The organism is Streptomyces sp. NPDC086835 (genome assembly GCF_044745705.1).
GTDB lineage: Bacteria > Actinomycetota > Actinomycetes > Streptomycetales > Streptomycetaceae > Streptomyces.
The window spans coordinates 370,944-386,980 of record NZ_JBIVAU010000007.1 but is presented as its reverse complement, the minus strand read 5'-3'; the positions used below and the strand labels follow the sequence as shown (position 1 = coordinate 386,980).

General features: G+C 71.7%; 13 protein-coding genes. 8 read left to right on the top strand and 5 right to left on the bottom strand.

Going from position 1 to position 16,037, the window contains the following annotated elements; genetic code table 11:
• Position 1: 1 nt before the first annotated feature.
• Positions 2–427 carry a hypothetical protein gene (locus tag ACIPJI_RS23975; RefSeq protein ID WP_356623696.1) on the bottom strand — a complete coding sequence of 142 codons (426 nt, stop codon included), beginning with the start codon at positions 425–427 and terminating at the stop codon, positions 2–4.
• Positions 428–890: 463 nt separating this feature from the next.
• Here ACIPJI_RS23975 and ACIPJI_RS23970 point away from each other — a divergent pair, with 463 nt between their 5' ends.
• The gene (locus ACIPJI_RS23970) at positions 891–4,778 is read left to right on the top strand and encodes a WD40 repeat domain-containing protein (protein WP_402248674.1); all 3,888 of its coding nucleotides are present in this window, start codon (positions 891–893) and stop codon (positions 4,776–4,778) included.
• 15 nt (positions 4,779–4,793) lie between these two features.
• On the opposite strand, the gene ACIPJI_RS23965 is transcribed toward ACIPJI_RS23970, so the two are convergent.
• Together ACIPJI_RS23965 and ACIPJI_RS23960 are read right to left on the bottom strand one after the other, a co-directional pair.
• On the bottom strand, positions 4,794–5,687 hold the full coding sequence (locus ACIPJI_RS23965; protein WP_402248672.1) for a hypothetical protein: 894 nt from the start codon (positions 5,685–5,687) through the stop codon (positions 4,794–4,796).
• 354 nt (positions 5,688–6,041) lie between these two features.
• Entirely contained in the window at positions 6,042–7,235 is a 1,194-nt protein-coding gene (locus ACIPJI_RS23960) for a hypothetical protein (RefSeq protein ID WP_402248670.1), read from the bottom strand.
• 672 nt (positions 7,236–7,907) lie between these two features.
• Between ACIPJI_RS23960 and ACIPJI_RS23955 the strand changes: the two genes are divergently transcribed.
• Complete coding sequence (locus ACIPJI_RS23955; protein WP_402248668.1) at positions 7,908–8,642, top strand: PP2C family protein-serine/threonine phosphatase; 735 nt, start codon at positions 7,908–7,910, stop codon at positions 8,640–8,642.
• 53 nt (positions 8,643–8,695) lie between these two features.
• Here the strand turns inward: ACIPJI_RS23955 and ACIPJI_RS23950 are convergent, their stop codons facing one another.
• Complete coding sequence (locus ACIPJI_RS23950; protein WP_402248666.1) at positions 8,696–9,709, bottom strand: helix-turn-helix domain-containing protein; 1,014 nt, start codon at positions 9,707–9,709, stop codon at positions 8,696–8,698.
• Positions 9,710–10,480: 771 nt separating this feature from the next.
• Here ACIPJI_RS23950 and ACIPJI_RS23945 point away from each other — a divergent pair.
• The gene (locus tag ACIPJI_RS23945; RefSeq protein ID WP_402248664.1) at positions 10,481–11,431 is read left to right on the top strand and encodes a LysR family transcriptional regulator; all 951 of its coding nucleotides are present in this window, start codon (positions 10,481–10,483) and stop codon (positions 11,429–11,431) included.
• Between the two features lie 100 nt (positions 11,432–11,531).
• On the opposite strand, the gene ACIPJI_RS23940 is transcribed toward ACIPJI_RS23945, so the two are convergent.
• Positions 11,532–12,023 (bottom strand): hypothetical protein, encoded by a 492-nt coding sequence (locus ACIPJI_RS23940; protein WP_402248662.1) that lies wholly within the window; start codon positions 12,021–12,023, stop codon positions 11,532–11,534.
• A gap of 328 nt (positions 12,024–12,351) precedes the next feature.
• On the opposite strand from ACIPJI_RS23940, the gene ACIPJI_RS23935 reads away from it, so the two are divergent.
• The 5 genes from ACIPJI_RS23935 (at position 12,352) to ACIPJI_RS23915 (ending at position 15,939) form a co-directional block, all read left to right on the top strand.
• Positions 12,352–12,846 carry a hypothetical protein gene (locus ACIPJI_RS23935; RefSeq protein WP_402248660.1) on the top strand — a complete coding sequence of 165 codons (495 nt, stop codon included), beginning with the start codon at positions 12,352–12,354 and terminating at the stop codon, positions 12,844–12,846.
• A gap of 110 nt (positions 12,847–12,956) precedes the next feature.
• Positions 12,957–14,141 carry a hypothetical protein gene (locus ACIPJI_RS23930; RefSeq protein ID WP_402248658.1) on the top strand — a complete coding sequence of 395 codons (1,185 nt, stop codon included), beginning with the start codon at positions 12,957–12,959 and terminating at the stop codon, positions 14,139–14,141.
• Between the two features lie 32 nt (positions 14,142–14,173).
• Positions 14,174–14,548, top strand: a complete 375-nt coding sequence (locus ACIPJI_RS23925; protein WP_356623879.1) for a peptidase inhibitor family I36 protein — start codon at positions 14,174–14,176, stop codon at positions 14,546–14,548.
• Positions 14,549–14,648: 100 nt separating this feature from the next.
• Entirely contained in the window at positions 14,649–15,380 is a 732-nt protein-coding gene (locus tag ACIPJI_RS23920) for a peptidoglycan recognition protein (RefSeq protein ID WP_402248657.1), read from the top strand.
• A 160-nt stretch (positions 15,381–15,540) separates the two neighbouring features.
• Positions 15,541–15,939, top strand: a complete 399-nt coding sequence (locus ACIPJI_RS23915) for a 2-C-methyl-D-erythritol 2,4-cyclodiphosphate synthase (RefSeq protein ID WP_402248655.1) — start codon at positions 15,541–15,543, stop codon at positions 15,937–15,939.
• Positions 15,940–16,037 lie beyond the last annotated feature (98 nt).

Here is a 16,037-nt window from a genome sequence, read left to right as displayed (position 1 = left end):
ATCACCCCTGAGGCGCGGTCGCCGGGCCGCGTACGGAGAACCAGTGGCCCGACCTCTCACCGCACACCACCCACAGCGCGACCCCATCGATGCCGAGGACGACGAGCGCCGCGAGGCTGGGCGTCCCGGCGGCCAGCGAGCCGAGGAGACCGATGAGCGTCGAGAGCGCCACGAAGATCAGCCACGCGGCGAGCACCACGCGGATCCAGGGGCGGCGCTTGCGGGCCAGGACGACGCAGACGACCTGGAGCGCAGCAAGCCCCCAACAGAACAGCGCCACGAACCAGGCCAGGCCCATCGGCATGAGCAGGTCCTGGCCGTGCTCCTGTTTGCTGTAGTTCTCCTCTAGGACCGCCCAGCCGCCGAAGGCCGTGCCCAGCGCGTGCGCGGCGACGATCACAAGGACGAAGATGAGGGCCCCGGACATGCGCGCCGTCGCGGGGGGACCGGCGGGACCGGGTGGATACGGAGAGCTCTGCATCGTGGATCACCTCACGTTTTCGTTGTCCGGCAGGTCGTGGCCGCGGGCCCGGTCCACTTCGTGGACGGCGCTCCGCGGGTCGTCGGTGTATGCGGATACGGGAGGCCCGAGCCCTCTCCTGTTCGCCGGCTCGGACCGCCGTGGGCCGTCCCGGCCACGTCCCTCGGGTATTCGACCGCCCTTCGCGGTTGTTCAGCAGGTCCTCTACCGGTGCCGAACAATCCGGGACGTGGACCGGACGATGCGGGCGGGAGGAATCGTGCGGATCGAGTGAACGCCCGTGCCCCGCCTGCCGATACACCGGAGGCTCGGTTGCGGCCGTCTCCGTGACTGCCTACCGTGGGCGCCCGAGCGGACGCGCTGGGTGATGGCTCGGCGCGACGTGGGTGTACGAGGGTGGGGCGGGCACGTGTCGGGACGACCAGGACCGGGGCGCACCGAGGGCGAGTTGGATCCGCAGGCCGGACCGGTGCCGCGGTTCGCCGCCGAACTGCGCGCGCTGCGCGAGTCCGCTGGGAGGCCCACGTACCGGGCGATGGCTCAGCAGGCGCGGTACGGGGTGACCACCCTGTCGCAGGCGGCGGCCGGGAAGCAGCTGCCCACCCGCGCGGTGACGCTCGCCTACGTGAAGGCGTGCGGCGGCGACGTGATCGAATGGGAGCGGCGCTGGCGCGAGGCGTCGGCACAGTCGGCCGCCGAGGCCGCCGACGACGAGACCTGCCGGCCGCCGTACCGTGGCCTGACCCGGTTCGAACCGGGCGACGCCGAACTGTTCTTCGGCCGCGACCAGCTCGTGGAGCGGCTGACCGAGCTGAACCGCAAGCACCGCTTCACCGCCGTCTTCGGCCCCTCCGGCAGCGGCAAGTCCTCGCTGCTGCGCGCCGGCCTGATCCCCCGGCTGCGCACCCCGGGCGACGGCGAAGGCGCCGGAGAACGTGACGCCGCGCCCGCTGCCGTGCGGATCCTCACGCCCGGTGCGGACCCGTTGCGCACGCACGCCGACCGGCTCCTGCCCGTACCCGGCACCGACGCCGACACCTGGCTGATCGTCGACCAGTTCGAGGAGCTGTACACCCTCGGCGCCGACCCGGCCGACCGGGACGCGTTCATCGACCGCCTCGTCGCCGCCACCGACGCCGACAGCCGGCTGCGCGTCGTCATCGCGGTGCGCGCCGACTTCCTCGGCCGTTGCGCCGAACACCCCCGTCTCACCGCCGCGTTGCAGGACGCTACGCTGCTCGCCGGGCCGATGAGCCGCGCGGAGCTACGTGAGGCCGTCGTCCGCCCGGCCGCCGCGGACGGCCTGATCGTCGAACGCTCCCTGACCGACCGCCTCCTGGACGAGGTCGAGGGCGCCCCGGGCGGACTGCCGATGATGTCGCACGCCCTGCTCGAGACGTGGCGCCACCGCAGCGGCCGCGCCCTGACGGAGACCGCGTACGAAGCGGCCGGCGGGCTGCACGGCGCCGTCGTCCGGACGGCCGAGCAGGTGTACGGCGAACTCACCGCGTCTCAGGCCGAGCTGGCCCGCCGTATCCTGCTCCGCCTCGTCGCCCCCGGCGACGGCACACCCGACACCCGTCGCCCCACCGCGCATACGGAGCTCGACTTCGGCGGCCCCGCCGACACCCGAGTGGTACTGGAACGCCTGGTCCGCGCCCGTCTCATCACCTTCGACGACGGCACCGTCGACCTCGCCCACGAAGCCCTCATCACCGCCTGGCCCCGCCTGCGCGCATGGATCGACGCCGAACGCGACCGGCTGCGCGTCCACCGCTCGCTCTCCGAGGCGGCCCGCACGTGGCAGGCACTCGGCCGGGAGAACGCCGCGCTCTACGCCGGTTCCCGTCTGCACGCCGCCCGCGACGCCTTCCCGCAGGACACCGCATGGCCGCACAGCGCCGCGCAGGAGGGGCGTGAGGACCACCTCACCGATGAACTCACGCCGCTGGAACGGCAGTTCCTCACCTCCTCGCTCCGGCGCCGGCACCGCGCCGTACGCCTGCGCCGTACGGTCGTGGCCGTACTGGCCGCGCTCGTGCTGCTCGCCACCGGCACCGCCGTCGTCGCCCTCCAGGCGCGCGCCACGGCCCAGGCCGAACGGGACGACGCCGTCTTCGGCCGCCTCACCGCCGAGGCCGACGGCGTCCGCGGGACCCGTGCCGGGCTGGCCGCCCGGCTCGACGTCGCCGCGTACCGCATGCGCTCCACCCCGGACCTGCGGACCCGGCTGGCCTCGGACGCCGGCCGGGCGCTGGCCACCCGGCTGCCCGGCCACGGCGGCCTCGGCAGCTCCGTCGCGTTCGCCCCCGACGGCCGCACCCTCGCCAGCGGCGGCCACGACGGAAACGTCCGGCTGTGGGACACCGCCACGCGGCCCGGGTCCGAGGGCGGGCCGGAAGGCACGGGCAGGCTCCTGGGCGAACCGCTGCGCTTCCGTACGGGACCGGTCGGGGCGGTCGCCTTCGCACCGCCGGCCGGAAACCTGCTGGTGGCCACCGGGAAAGGCGGGGGAGTCCAGCTGTGGGACGTACGCGACCGGGCGCGGCCCCGCGCCGTCGGCCGGCCGCTGGTCAGTCACGACGAGGAGAACATCGTCTCCGTCGCGTTCGCCCCCGACGGCTCGACGCTCGCCACCGCCGGCGACGACGGGACCGTACGGCTGTGGGACCTGAGCGACCCGGCCCGCCCCACCCCGCTCGGCGAGCCCGCCAGGGCCGACGGCTCCGAGGCGGGCAGCGTCCGAGCCGTCGCCTTCGCCCCGGACGGGGACACACTGGCCACGGCCGGCTTCGACGGGACCGTACGGATGTGGCGGTTCACCGAGGACGACGGGATCACGCTGCTCGGCAGGCCACTGCGCGAACACACCGCCTCCGTCTGGACGCTGGCCTTCTCCCCGGACGGCCGCACTCTGGCCACGGCCGGCTTCGACGAGACCGTACGGCTGTGGGACGCGTCCGACCCGAGCCGCCTCGAGCCACTGGGCGAACCGCTCACCGAGCACACCGCGCCCGTCATGTCGGTGGCCTTCAGTGCCGACGGCCGCACACTGGCGACCGCGGGCGAGGACGACTCCCCGATCCTGTGGAACGTGGCCAATCCGGCGTACCCGCAGCAGCTCGGGGAGCCGCTGACCGGTCACACGGAGGCCGTGTGGGATGTGGCCTTCCATCCCGACGGCCGTACCCTCGCCAGCACCGGCGCCGACCACAGCGTCCGCCTCTGGCACCGGCCGCCGACCGTCCTCACCGACTTCACCAACCCCCTGACCGCCGTCGCCTACAGTCCCGACGGCCGCCTGCTCGCCGCCGCCAGTACCGACGACGCGCTGATCCGCCTGTGGGACGTACGTGAGCCGGGCAACCCCCGCCGCATACCGCGCACGCTCGCCGGCCACGAGGACGAGGTGCTGACCGTCGCGTTCGCCTCGGACGGCCGTACGGTGGCCAGTGGTTCGAAGGACGGCACCGTACGGCTGTGGGACGTCTCCGCGCCCGAACACCCCGCCCCGCTCGGCGAACCGCTGCACGCGCACGACGGCGCCGCCCTCTCCGTCGCCTTCGCCCCGGACGGCCGGACACTGGCCACCGGCGGCGAGGACGACACGGCGCGGCTGTGGGACGTACGACGGCCGGACCGCGTACGGCCGCTCGGCGGACCGCTGCGCGGCCACACGGACGCTGTCACCTCCGTGACCTTCGCGCCGGACGGCCACACCCTCGCCACCGGCGGCGAGGACGACACGGCGCGGCTGTGGCACGTACGCGATCCGGCGCGGGCACGGCCCGCAGGCAGAGCGCTCACCGGGCACGACCAGACGGTCGCCGCGGTGGCCTTCGCCCCGGACGGGCAGACGCTGGCCACCGGCAGCGGCGACCGTACGGTGCGGCTGTGGGACGTACGACGGGCCGACCGCGTACGTCCGGTGGGGGAGGAGCTGGCCGGGCACCGCGGGCCGGTCACGTCCGTGGCCTTCGCCCCGGACGGTCGCACGCTCGCCACCGGCAGCGGCGACCATACGGTCCGCCTGTGGGACGTGGCCGACCCGGCCCGCGCCGAACCGTTCGGCCAGGAACTCGCCGGCCACCTCGAGACCGTCACCTCCGTCGCGTTCAGCCCGGCCGGCGACACCCTCGCCTCCGCCGGCTACGACCTGACGGCCCGGGTGTGGACCCTGGACGCGGACCGCGCGGCCGACTACGTCTGCGACCGCACCGGCGGCGTCCTCACCCGCGCCGAGTGGGAGGAGCACCTGCCGCAACTCCGCTACCGGGAGGCGTGCGAGGGGCGTTAGGGCCGCCAGGGGCGCTCAGGGGGTGGTGAACCTCAGCACGGCTCCGTCCTCGTTGTGCGCGACGACGGTCGCCTTCAGTTCGTCGCCGAACCCGGCCTCACCGCCCGCGCCACCGAGTTGCATCAGGGTGCCTGCCGTCTGGAAGGTGACGACGTCGTCCCCCACGGAGACATGCACGCTCACCCCGTTCGCCGTGATGTCGGCTGTGGAGGTCACGAGGACCTCGCACTCGCCGTCCGAACAGGCGCCTGTGTTCCTGCCGTCCGCCGCCTTGGGCAGCGGGCTGGTGGGGTCGGGGGCGGGCGAGGACGCCTCGGCGGGCTTCCAGCCCGGGGCGCACTGCTCCGCCCGCTGATAGGCGGCCGCGAGCTGGGCGTCCTTCTTCGTCAGCGCGAGCAGGTCCGGCTGGGGCGAGGTGAGGGACTGCACGAGTTTGTCGACGCCTGCGGCACTGCCCTCGGCGTCGTCGAAGGCCGCGGACGGGGACACGTTGTCGAGTTCGGTCACGACACCCTTCACCTTCTTCAGCCAGGCGTCGAGCAGCCGGTCGGCCGCGGGAACGCCCGACCGGCCGAGGGCCTCCAGGTCGCTTTCCACGTCCTCCACCGTCCTCGGTGCCCCGGAGAGGTAGCTGACGGCAAGGGCCTGGGCGGACAGGCCGCCTTCGTCCGCCTCCCGGATCTCCTTCAGATCCGCAGAGCTGTCCGTCCGAAGCGCCTTGAGCGCGCCCGTCGATCCGCACATGCCGCCGACCCACGTCACCAGTTCCTTGGACGGCGGCCGTGCCGGAGTCGGCTCGGCCGGCCGCTTGCCCGACGCGTCGGCCTTCTCGCCCGGCCCGCCCCCGCAGCCGCCGAGAGCCAGTACCAGCCCGGCGGCCACGAGGGCGACGCTCCCCCTCTTGAACATCCGACGACCTCTCTCCGTGTGCTGAACCCGTCTGGGCCGGGCCGGATGCCCGGCACCGTACGACCAGTTCAACGGGGCGCGGATTGTTCGGTCACCCGGTCCGCAGCAGTGAACAACGCCCCGGGGCCGGCCGCAGCTCGGATCAGCGCGGCGCGGCAGTGTTCAGCAGGCGCTCCCGCTCGTCCGCGCTGAGCAGTCCGGGCGGAAGGGTCTCGTCGCCCAGCAGCCCGCGGAGCAGGGGCGCATGGTCGTCGACGGGAACTCTTCCCGGGGAGGGAGGTCCAACGCAACTGCAGAAGCCTGCGTCGAACGGAGAAACCCCTCGCGGCCGGTCTGCCGGCGGCGAGGGGTCCGCTATTTCTGAGGTTGCTGCTTCGACGTGTCCTTGAAGCGCCCCAGAGCCTTGATCAGAGCGCTTCGTGGGGAGCCTGCCGGCTTGGCGGCCGTGTCCTCCGGGGCCGGGTGCGGCACGCTGCCGGAGCCGGTCGCCTCTGCCAGCGCGGCCTGCGCGAGTTCGGCTGCTTCCCGGTACAGGTCCCGGGACCTGGTCATGGCCTCGAGAGCCTCCGCGTACTTGGTGACGAGCCGGCGGGTGTGGGCCAACTCCTCCTCGATGGTGAGCAGATGCCAGCGGTGGCGCAGGCTGTCGAGCGCCTGTTCGGCGTCGGCCGTCAAGGTACGCGGCAGCTCGGCGAAGGCGGTGACCTTCTCGACGAGTTCGGTGGGCTCCGAGCCGTCCAGGAAGACGCTGCGGACGGCGAAGCGTTCAGCGTCGTACTCCGGGCCCGCTGACGCCGTGGGCAGGACCACCGCCCCGCCCCGAGGCACCCGAACGTGTAGGTCCCTCATCGCCCAATTGACGATCTGGAACTGTTCCGGCGCGGCTCGGTGCTCCACCACCCGATGGCGCAGGCTCGGCGGCAGGAAGGGTGTGAGAGGCCGGCGGCCGCGTGCGTCGGGGGTCATCGCCTCGTGGACGACGATGTGGACGTTCCAGCTGGAGCGGCTGCAGTCCTTGAGCAGACGACGCATCTCCTTGTCGTCGTCCGGCAGCCGATTGGTGGTCCGCAGCCGCAGACCGGGGACGGCGTCGTGGTCCCACTCGATGCGGTCGCTGTCCGGCCAGAACATCGTCGCGGGGGAGGGCCACCGCTGGTCCCAGGTCCGTTCCGCCTTCGCGGCCAGCACCCATCCGACCGCTTCACCTTCGCGTTGCCTGCCGTGGGAGTCGAAGCACGTCAGCTGGGCGCGCACGGTCACATCGCCGTCCACGCGCCAGCGGGCCTCGAAGAGGCGGCGTACGGAGGGGTCCGGTTCGGCGGCGTTCTCGTCGGTGTCGGGTGCGGGGGGCAGGCCGACCGCACCGGCTGCGTAGGCATCACTGGCATCGGCAGGAGCGAGGTCGAGGAAGTCGTCGACGACCCCGGCGGCCTTGAGCGCGATGAGGTTGCGCCGGACGTCCTGCTCGGGCGTCGGTCCGAGGTGGCGCCCGTGCCCCAGCCACGTCGTGTCGGGGGCGGTGGTCGAGGAGGTACTGGTCTTCGGCATGGAGTCGTTCTGTCAGGGGGTCGCGGGCAGCTCCAGTATGGTCCGGACGCCCGGCGGGAAACACAGGAGGGGGAGGCCCGAGATCACGGGTCAGGATGCGCTTTGTCCGCTTATGGGTCGCGGGAGGTTGCTGGCGCCGGCCGGCTCCAGGTGGTCCACGCGGCGAAGGTGTCGATCACGCGCACGGGTGGTCAGTCGCTCCTCGCGCCCCGCCGGAACGGGTGACATGGTGAGGTCGCCCGCATCGAATGGCGCAGTCCCAGATGCCTTTTGCGTGGAATGGTCCATGCATGTACAGATGCGCGACCTCAGCACTGTCCAAGCCGATCTGTCGTGGAAGGCGGATGCCGGATACATCCTCGGCCGCCTTCTTCCGTTCCTGGTGATCGCTCTGTCCGTCGCGGCCGATGCGCTCACTTCCGACCGTGAACCCTTCGACCGTGTGCTCTTCGCGGCCCCGGCACTGGCAGCCGTGACCTGGGGAAGCCGTGTCACCGCGGGCGTGGGACTGCTGTCCATGGTGGCCTCCGCGGGCCTGGCGGAACTGCGGGCCGAGGATCTTCCCGGCGTGCTGATCAACGAGACGGTGCTCCTGGCCGTGACGCGGTCGCCGCAGCCTGGTCGAGCCGTCTCCGGCAGACCCGGGAGGTGGAGCTCCGCCAGGTGTACTCCGTGGCCGAAGCCGCGCAGACGGCACTGCAGCGACCGATGCCGTCACACCTGGGATCCGTCGATCTCCACCTTCTATACGAGGCGTCAGCCGCGGGAGCACATGTCGGCGGGGACTTCTACAAAGCTCTCGAAGTACGCGGCGCGGTACGGATCATGTTGGGTGACGTCCAGGGGAAAGGGCTTGGTGCGCTGGAGACGGCATCCATCCTCCTCGGCTCCTTCCGCGAGTCCGCCTATACGGCCCCGGACCTCCCCGCTGTGGCCGAGCGTCTGGAATTCAGCATGGCCCGCTACGCGGAGCGGACTCAGGACTCGGACGTGGCCGGCCGATTCGCGACCGTGCTGATCGCCGAGATCCCCGACGACGAACCGGTCGTACGGCTCGTCAGTTGCGGGCACCCGGCACCCCTCATCCAGCATCAGGATGTCCTGACGACGGCCGACCTGCCCTCTCCCTCGCTTCCCGTCAATCTCTCCGGACTCGGGCTCGGGAACGGCGACCACGACGTCCAGGAGCTGCCCTTCGAGGAAGGGGACAGGCTCTTGATGTTCACGGACGGCGTGAGCGAGACCCGTGATCACACGGGCGCCTTCTACCCTCTGGAGGAGCGGATGCGTGCGTGGATCAGGGAACCCGCGGACCGGATGACCACGCTGCTGCGGGAGGACCTCGTCCGCTACAGCGGCCACGGCTTCGACGACGACACCGCAGCGGTACTCGTCGTCCGCCGCTGACGAGTCGCTGCCGGCCGGGGCCCCGGAGAGCAGGCATCGCGCGGCCCGCGGCTTCAGTCGGACGCCGGGTGAGGCGGGAGTTCGCCGTGGAGAAGCGCGGTGCCCAACGGAGTGAGGGTGTGGATCACTTGGGCGCGGGCGCGTTGGCTGTGCGCGAGGTTGGCCTCTCTCAAGGCGGTGATGTGTTCGCTCGCCGAGGAAGCGGAGATCTTCAGGCGCAAGGCGAGCTCTCCCGTGGTCGCGGTGGTGTCCAGCGCCGCCAGCACGCGTGCGCGGGTACGGCCCAGCAGCGCGGCCAGAGCCCTGGGATGGCGGTCCCGGGTGACCGCCGGGGCCCAGGACGGGGGATGGGCCACGGGATAGGCGAGGACCTGGGGCAAGCCGGGGTCGGCCAGAGCGATGGGCGTGTTCCAGCAGAAGTGGGAGGGGATCAGCCGCAGGCCGCGCCCGCCCAGGTGCAGGTCCCGGTCCTCGGGGTAGCGCACGTGCAGTACGGGCGGCCGCCAGTCCATCAGGGGCCGGAAGGAGTCCAGCAGTCCGTGGACGCCGCTGTCGCGCAGGACGCGTGTCCGCAGGGCCCGGTCGGCCTCGGTGGTCATGGCCGCCCCGGTCCAGCCTGGCGCGATGATCGCGCGGTGCACGAGTCGGAACGCCGTCGCCACCTCCTCCATCCGGTGCAGTTCGCCACCGGCCAGCGCGCGGGCCCAGTGGGGGAGCGGGTGGGTGACGGCCAGTCGGTGCATCTCCTGGCGCACCTGTTGCCCGGGAGTGGCGTGCAGGGCCTCGAGCGCGGCCCCCAGGCCGTCGGCCGAGGCGTCGGGAGTGAGGAAGTCGGGCCAGTAGCCCGCCGAGGCGGGGGCCAGGGTGGAGAGCATCTTCACCGGGCCCGCCAGGTGTTCCTCGGCCAGCCGGGCGCGGGCGCTGCGCCGCCAGGGGGCGAAGACGGGCAGGCCCCGCCGTGGCTCGGTCAGCTGGTGCAGGCCCAGCAGCGTCTCCCAGACCGGGTCCGGTTCCCGGGCCAGATGGACACGGGCCAGGTCCCCCTCCGTGAGATGAATGCGCAGCACCTTGTCTCCCCCTGTGTGTCGGTCGGTACCGGACACGTTTTCCGGTCATTTCTTCAGGGACCGCGCATCGCGGTCCGGCCGCCGCCGGGACGTGGTCCGCGTCCCGGCCCGGGCCGCGGGCGGGCAGGCCGCCGCGACGCGCCCGCCCACGGCCGCTTCGGCCGATCGCTGTCACGGTCTCGTTGCGTCGGGGCCCGAGGAGAGTCCGCTGCGGCTCGATGGACGGCCCCTGGCCCCCGGTGCTGGGCCGAGGAGCCCAAGAGCGCGGGAGTTCGGAGCTCGGAAGCCGTGCCCGTCGGGTCGGCACCGGTCGGGCCGTCCCCAGCCGTCACGGTGGCGGGGTGTCGTCTTTGGTCCCGGGCGTCGAACCCGCTTTGCGGGCGGCGGGGTCGGTGCGCGACGCGGCGGAGCGGCGACCTCGCGGCCTCCGCCGGAACGGCCTCGGCGTCAAAGCCCCCCGGCCGCCAGGCTGTTACGGTCGAGGTCACCGACGCGGTGACGAACAGGCCGTCGTACGGAAGGCAGCCGACGGGCAGCGCACCGAGGTGCAGCGCACGGCCCACGGCAGAACGCAGGCGCGCCTTGGTTCACCCTTTCCCCCGTTCCCGATGATTCCGCCTGTGCGCCGCCGACCCCCGCCCGTCCCGGTGGTCAGCCCGGTCGGCGGAGCGGCACACACAGCGTCACACGGCGAAATCGCGTCTGCCAGGGAGACGGCGATGAGAAAATAGGCGTGATCGATGCAGAGGCCGCAATGGCCGCAGGTGGAGGATGTCTGCCGTGCCCGAGTCGGTGGGATCAGTGGAGCCGAGCATCCATCAACTGCGTCTTTTCCTGGCGCTGAGCGAGGAGTTGCACTTCGGCAGGGCGGCGGCGCGGCTGTTCATGACCCAGTCGGCGCTGAGCCGCCAGATCCAGGACCTGGAGAGGCGGCTGGGCGTCCCGCTGTTCGCCAGGGACAGCCGCACGGTCCGTCTCACCGACGCGGGCAGCGCCCTGACGATGGAAGCGCGCGCCACGGTGGAGGCGATGGGTCTGCTACGCGTCCGCGCCGGCCAGTGGGCCCGTACGCTCACCGGGCACGTGGTGGTCGGGACCATCGGCGCGGAGGCGGCGATGCCCTACACCAGCGCGATCCTGGAGCGGCTCGGTGTCCTCCACCCGGGGATCACCGTCGAGGTACGCAGCCTCAACTTCACCGAGCATCTCGCCCAGTTGCTCTCCGGTGACATCGATGTTGCCTTCCTCCGGCCCCCGGTGCCGCCGGCCATCGAGCTGCTGGAACTGGCGACCGAACCCCGTGTGGCCTGTCTCGCGGCCGGCGACCCTCTGGCGGACCGGTCCGAGATCTGCCTCGCCGACCTCGCCGACCGGGTCTTCGTGGACGTCCCACCGGAAGTCCCCCGGGTGTGGTGGGACTTCTGGGCGGTGGACCCTCGCCCGGACGGCACCCGTGTGCGCTACGGCCCCGTCGTCTCCGACATGGAGGGGCTGCTTCTGTCCGTGGCACGGGGCGAGGCAATGTGCTTCCTGCCCGCGGCGGCCCGGGACTTCTTCCCCCGCCCGGGGGTGCGTTATGTCGACGTGGTGGACCTGTCCCCGTCCGTGTCGGCCCTCGGCTGGCCGGCCGAGCGTCGCCTTCGGCCGGGCGTACAGGCGGTGCGGGAGGCCGCGGCCGCCGTCATGGCCGCGCCCGGCCGGGAACCCGTGCCGTCCCCCTGAGCGGGCCGACCCTCCACCGGCCGTCGGGGCCTCTCCTGCGAGGCCTCGGACGACCGGGGCAGGTCCCGTGCACACATCACCGGGACCTGCCCCTGGCTCACTAGCAGTTGCGAAGGGACCAGACCGGCGCCCAGTCCTGGGCGTAGACGCCGTTGTCGGCAAACATGACCCTCAAGTGGTTGCCGTTCCCGTCGTACAAGTGCCCGAGAGCACCGCCGGTCTGGCTGTTCTGGAATTCGCCCCAGCCGTTCCAGTTCGACAGCGAGTACCGGTTGCAGGAGTAGAAGAAGAAGACCTTGAAGGTCCCCGCGGAGGGATCGTAGACGGCGGCGCACAGGTTGCCCGTCCGGCAGAAGACGCCACTGCCCGGAGGCACATGCACGGAGTACACGCCCGGTGAGGTCGTCGGCGGGGCGGCCGCCAGGGCCTGCGCGGAGCCGGCTCCCTCGGGCGCCGACGGCATGATCATCATGTGGCCGCCCCGCTTGTCGTCCGGGGCTGATGCCGCCTGGGCCGGTCCGGTGGTGAAGACGGAGGCCAGCACCAGGGTCAAGGTGCCGATCACTCCGAGAAGTGAGCGCTTGGTACGCATTGCTTCACAACTCCCTGTTGGCGCGGCGACACCCGTGCACCCGCCTGTATCGCGCATGCCCGTTGCGCCGACTCGTTCTCGGGCCGTGCTTGCGCCACACAGAGGACCATGCCGGAGGGGCGCGTACCAGGCTCTTCGGGCAGGACCGAAAGGACTTCTCCCGGCAGGCACGGATCAGGAAGCATCACGACCGCGGGCCGGGACGCCGGGTGGACGGTGCCACTGTCCCGCGTCCGGTATGTGCGACGGCGCGACGGCTGCCGCGGCCTCGACAGATGTCGAGAGAGGCCGGCGCCGCTGTGGCGTCGCCTGACAGGAGGTTCAGTCCATGCGCTCCAAGCGCTCCTTCCTCGGCATCGTCGGTGTCCTGGCCTGGATACTGATGGCCGTTGTCTCCACTGGATCGGCTCGGGCGGTCACCGCCTCGGGCAACGGCGTGAGCGGCGATGTGCGGGTGGCGTCGCCGGCCCCGCACGACGCCGGCACGCTGGCGGCCCGGGCCGAGGCCGCGGTCTCGCCGACCGTCTCGCCCGCCGCCCACTTCATCCACCGGGCGGACGGCGAACTCTTCGACTGCAACCCGGGGAATCTCTGTGTCGAGGTCTGGGATCCCACCGTGTCCAAGTGGAAGATCTTCTTCCTCTACCACTGCAACAGGTACTACCTGTCCAACTGGCACGGCAACGGCTACTACCTGAACAAGCAGACCGGAGGGGTCACCTCGTACTTCTACGGGCAGAGCGGCAACGTGCTCCGGGCCTTCACCCCTCCGCAGGTCGGGACCCAGGACTGGACGCCGGTCTGGTCCATCCGTAACTGCTGACACCGGGCCTCCGGCGGGCGTCGGCCCCGGCCGGTCCGGCACGGCATGCCTCAGGGCAGGGCCGGCCGTCACCGGCGCGTCCCGCTCGCCACTCGACCAGGAGATCGTTGATGCACACGACAATGCCCGGCGGGTTCGCCCGCGCCGTTGGACGGCTCGTCCTCGCGGCGGCGTTACTCGCCATGGCCGCAGCACCCGCGCGCGTCGCGACCCCGCAGACGGCCGCGCAGGCCGCCCCACGGACGGCCACGGCGGAGATCCCGCCCGGCGTGAGCGCGGGCGTCGCCGTCTACGACCGCCACACCGGCACCTTCACCGAACAGCACAACGCGCACACACCGTTCCGTGCCGCCTCGGTGGTCAAAGTGCTCATCGCGCTCGACCACCTGTGGAACCGCGGCCCCGCCTACAGTCTGCCGGCGGACGACCGGGCGCGGCTCGATTCCATGCTGCGCGCCAGTAACGACGCCGCCGCCGGCCACTATTGGACGCTGAACGGCGGCTCCTCGATCATCGACCGGATGACCTCCCGTCTGGGACTGGTCGACACGGCGGGCCCGCCCGCCGGTTACCCCGGACACTGGGGCTACACGGCCCTGTCCGCGGCCGACACCGTGCAGATGTACCGCTGGCTCTTGGAGCGCGCCCCGGCCACCCTCCGCGACATCGTCATGGGCAACCTGCGTGCGTCGACGCGGTGCGGCACGGACGGCTTCGACCAACGCTTCGGCATCCCCGCGTCGTTCGAGCGGCCGTGGGCGGTGAAGCAGGGCTGGTCCGGTTTCGGTCCTTCGAGCGATTGCACCAACACGACCGCGACGACGGCCACGCCCGCCACCACGACGGCCGGGAGGTCGGCGGCCGGCCAGGCCGCCATCGACCTCTCGCGACCGGCACTGCACACCACCGGCACCGTCGGAACCGGCGACCGATCGATCGTGGCCGCCTTCACCCTGCACCCGCAGGACACCTCTTTCGGCGCCGCGTACACCGCCACCAACCGGCTCGTTCGTTCGCTGAACGTGCCCGGCGCCCAGCCCCGGGCCGGTGCGTGGTTCGGCACCTGGGGCTCACAGGTCCAGGTCCGTGCCGGCACGACCACCGCTTCGACCGCACTCACCAAGCTCCCCGCGGGGGTGGAAGTGCTGGTCAGCTGCCAGAAACGGGGACAACAGGTCACCGTGCCGCCCTACACGAACGACTGGTGGGCGTACCTGCCCCTGTACGACGGCTACGTCACCAACATCTACATGAGCTCGCCGGACAACGAACTGCCCGGCGTGCCCGTCTGCTGAACCTCCACGTGACGACAAGGAAGGCAACCACTGTGCGTAAACACGTTCTGAGCGCCCTGGCCGGAGTCGCAGCCCTCGCAGGAGTGATGATCACCGCTCCGCCGGCCAACGCCGAGCCCAACCCGCCCGGCTGCCCGAAGGGGTACTTCTGCGCCTACTCCGAGCCGGACCAAGGCGGAACACTGCTGATGAAGACGGCCGGTGACTGGTCGGGCGAGATCCATAGCGTGGGTTCTGTGTTCAACAACGGCTACGTGTTCCCCGGCGCTGATCACATCGACCTGAGCTACGGCTACACGACCTCGGTCCGCCATATCTGCCTGCACTACAACCCCGGTCCCGGACAGTACAAGGCCAACATCATCTACGCCACGATCGGGACGGTGAAGTGGCGAGGGGAATGCTGAGCGATCGCTGACGGGCCCACTGCTCGTCCCGTCGGCGCCGCATTCACCCGAATGGCTTGCTCACCTGTGAGAGTGGGTGGCCGGGGCGCAGGGTGGTCCCATGTGGTCCCGTCGGATCGTCCTGGGTGCCGGGGTCGTGGTGCTGGCTCTGCTCGTGCTGCGGGACGCCCCGCCCCGGGCCGCCCGGCCAGAGCCCGCCGCCGTCGGTCCCATGGTCCCGCGACCGCCGATCGTCAGCCGTAAGGCGTGGCGGGCGGACGAGGGGATGGTAAGGGAGCGGGCGACCTACACGGGTGCGGTGAGCGCGGTCTTCGTCCACCACACCGGTCATCTGAACGGATACGACTGCGCCGACGTCCCACGCATGCTGCGGGAGATGCAGAGGGACCACGTCGAGAGTGACGGCTGGGACGACATCGGCTACAACTTCGTGGTGGACCGCTGCGGAACCATCTACGAAGGCCGGGCCGGCGGCGTCGGACGTCCCGTACAAGGGGCGCACACCAAGGGCTTCAACGGCGACAGCATCGGCATCGCGGCGCTCGGCACCTTCGGTCCCGGCACAACGGTCCCGCCGGCGCTCGAGGCGGGGATCGTGAAGGTGGCCGCCTGGAAGCTCCGGTCGGGGGCAGACCCGAACGGCACGGTCCGGCTCGTCTCGACGAACGACGAGAGCACCTACAAAAGGGGCGAGGTGGCCCGACTCCATGTCATCTCGGGCCATCGCGACACCTTCCGCACGGACTGTCCCGGCGACGTGCTGTACGAGCGGTTGCCGGTGATCAGGGAGGCGGTGGCCCGTCTGCGGAAGAGCTCGGAGACCGTTCGGTAGGGTCGACGTCCCCCCGAACGCTGCCCTGAGGAAGTCCATCCGCCATGACGACGCCGCCTGGTGGCGTACCGTTTGCCCGCCTCCAGCTGCCCCGGATCGGGACCGGCGTGGACATCCATCCGTTCGCGGCGGGGCGGCCGTTGCGTGGCCGGACGAGCCCGTGGGCCTGGCGGGCGAGCCGGATGGCGATGTCGTTGTTCATGCCGCGTGCAACGCGTTGCTGACAGCGGCGGATCTCGGCGACCTGGGCGCCCACTTCGACACCTCCACGCCGGAATGGGAAGGTGCCGCTCCGACCGTACTGCTGGCCAGGACCGCACAGTTGGTCCGGGACGCAGGCTTCGAGGTGGGCAATGTGTCCGTGCAGCTGATCGGAGAGCGTCCCAAGCTGGGACCCCGCCGGGCGGAGGCCCAGGAGGTGCTCGCCACTGCCCTCGGTGCCCCGGTGTTCCTCGGCTCCGCCACTCCGGAGGGACTGGGCTGGATCGGCCGTGGCGACGGGCCGGCAACCATCGCCAACGCGCTGATCGTCGAGTTGCCGAGGCGCACCGACAACTGACTTCGGGCTGTATGGCGGCTCGGTCGGTCGGGCGCCGGTGCTGCGAGGAGTCCGCCGGTCAGGGCACCCGGCTTCACCGGTCTCCCTGGATGTGCCGG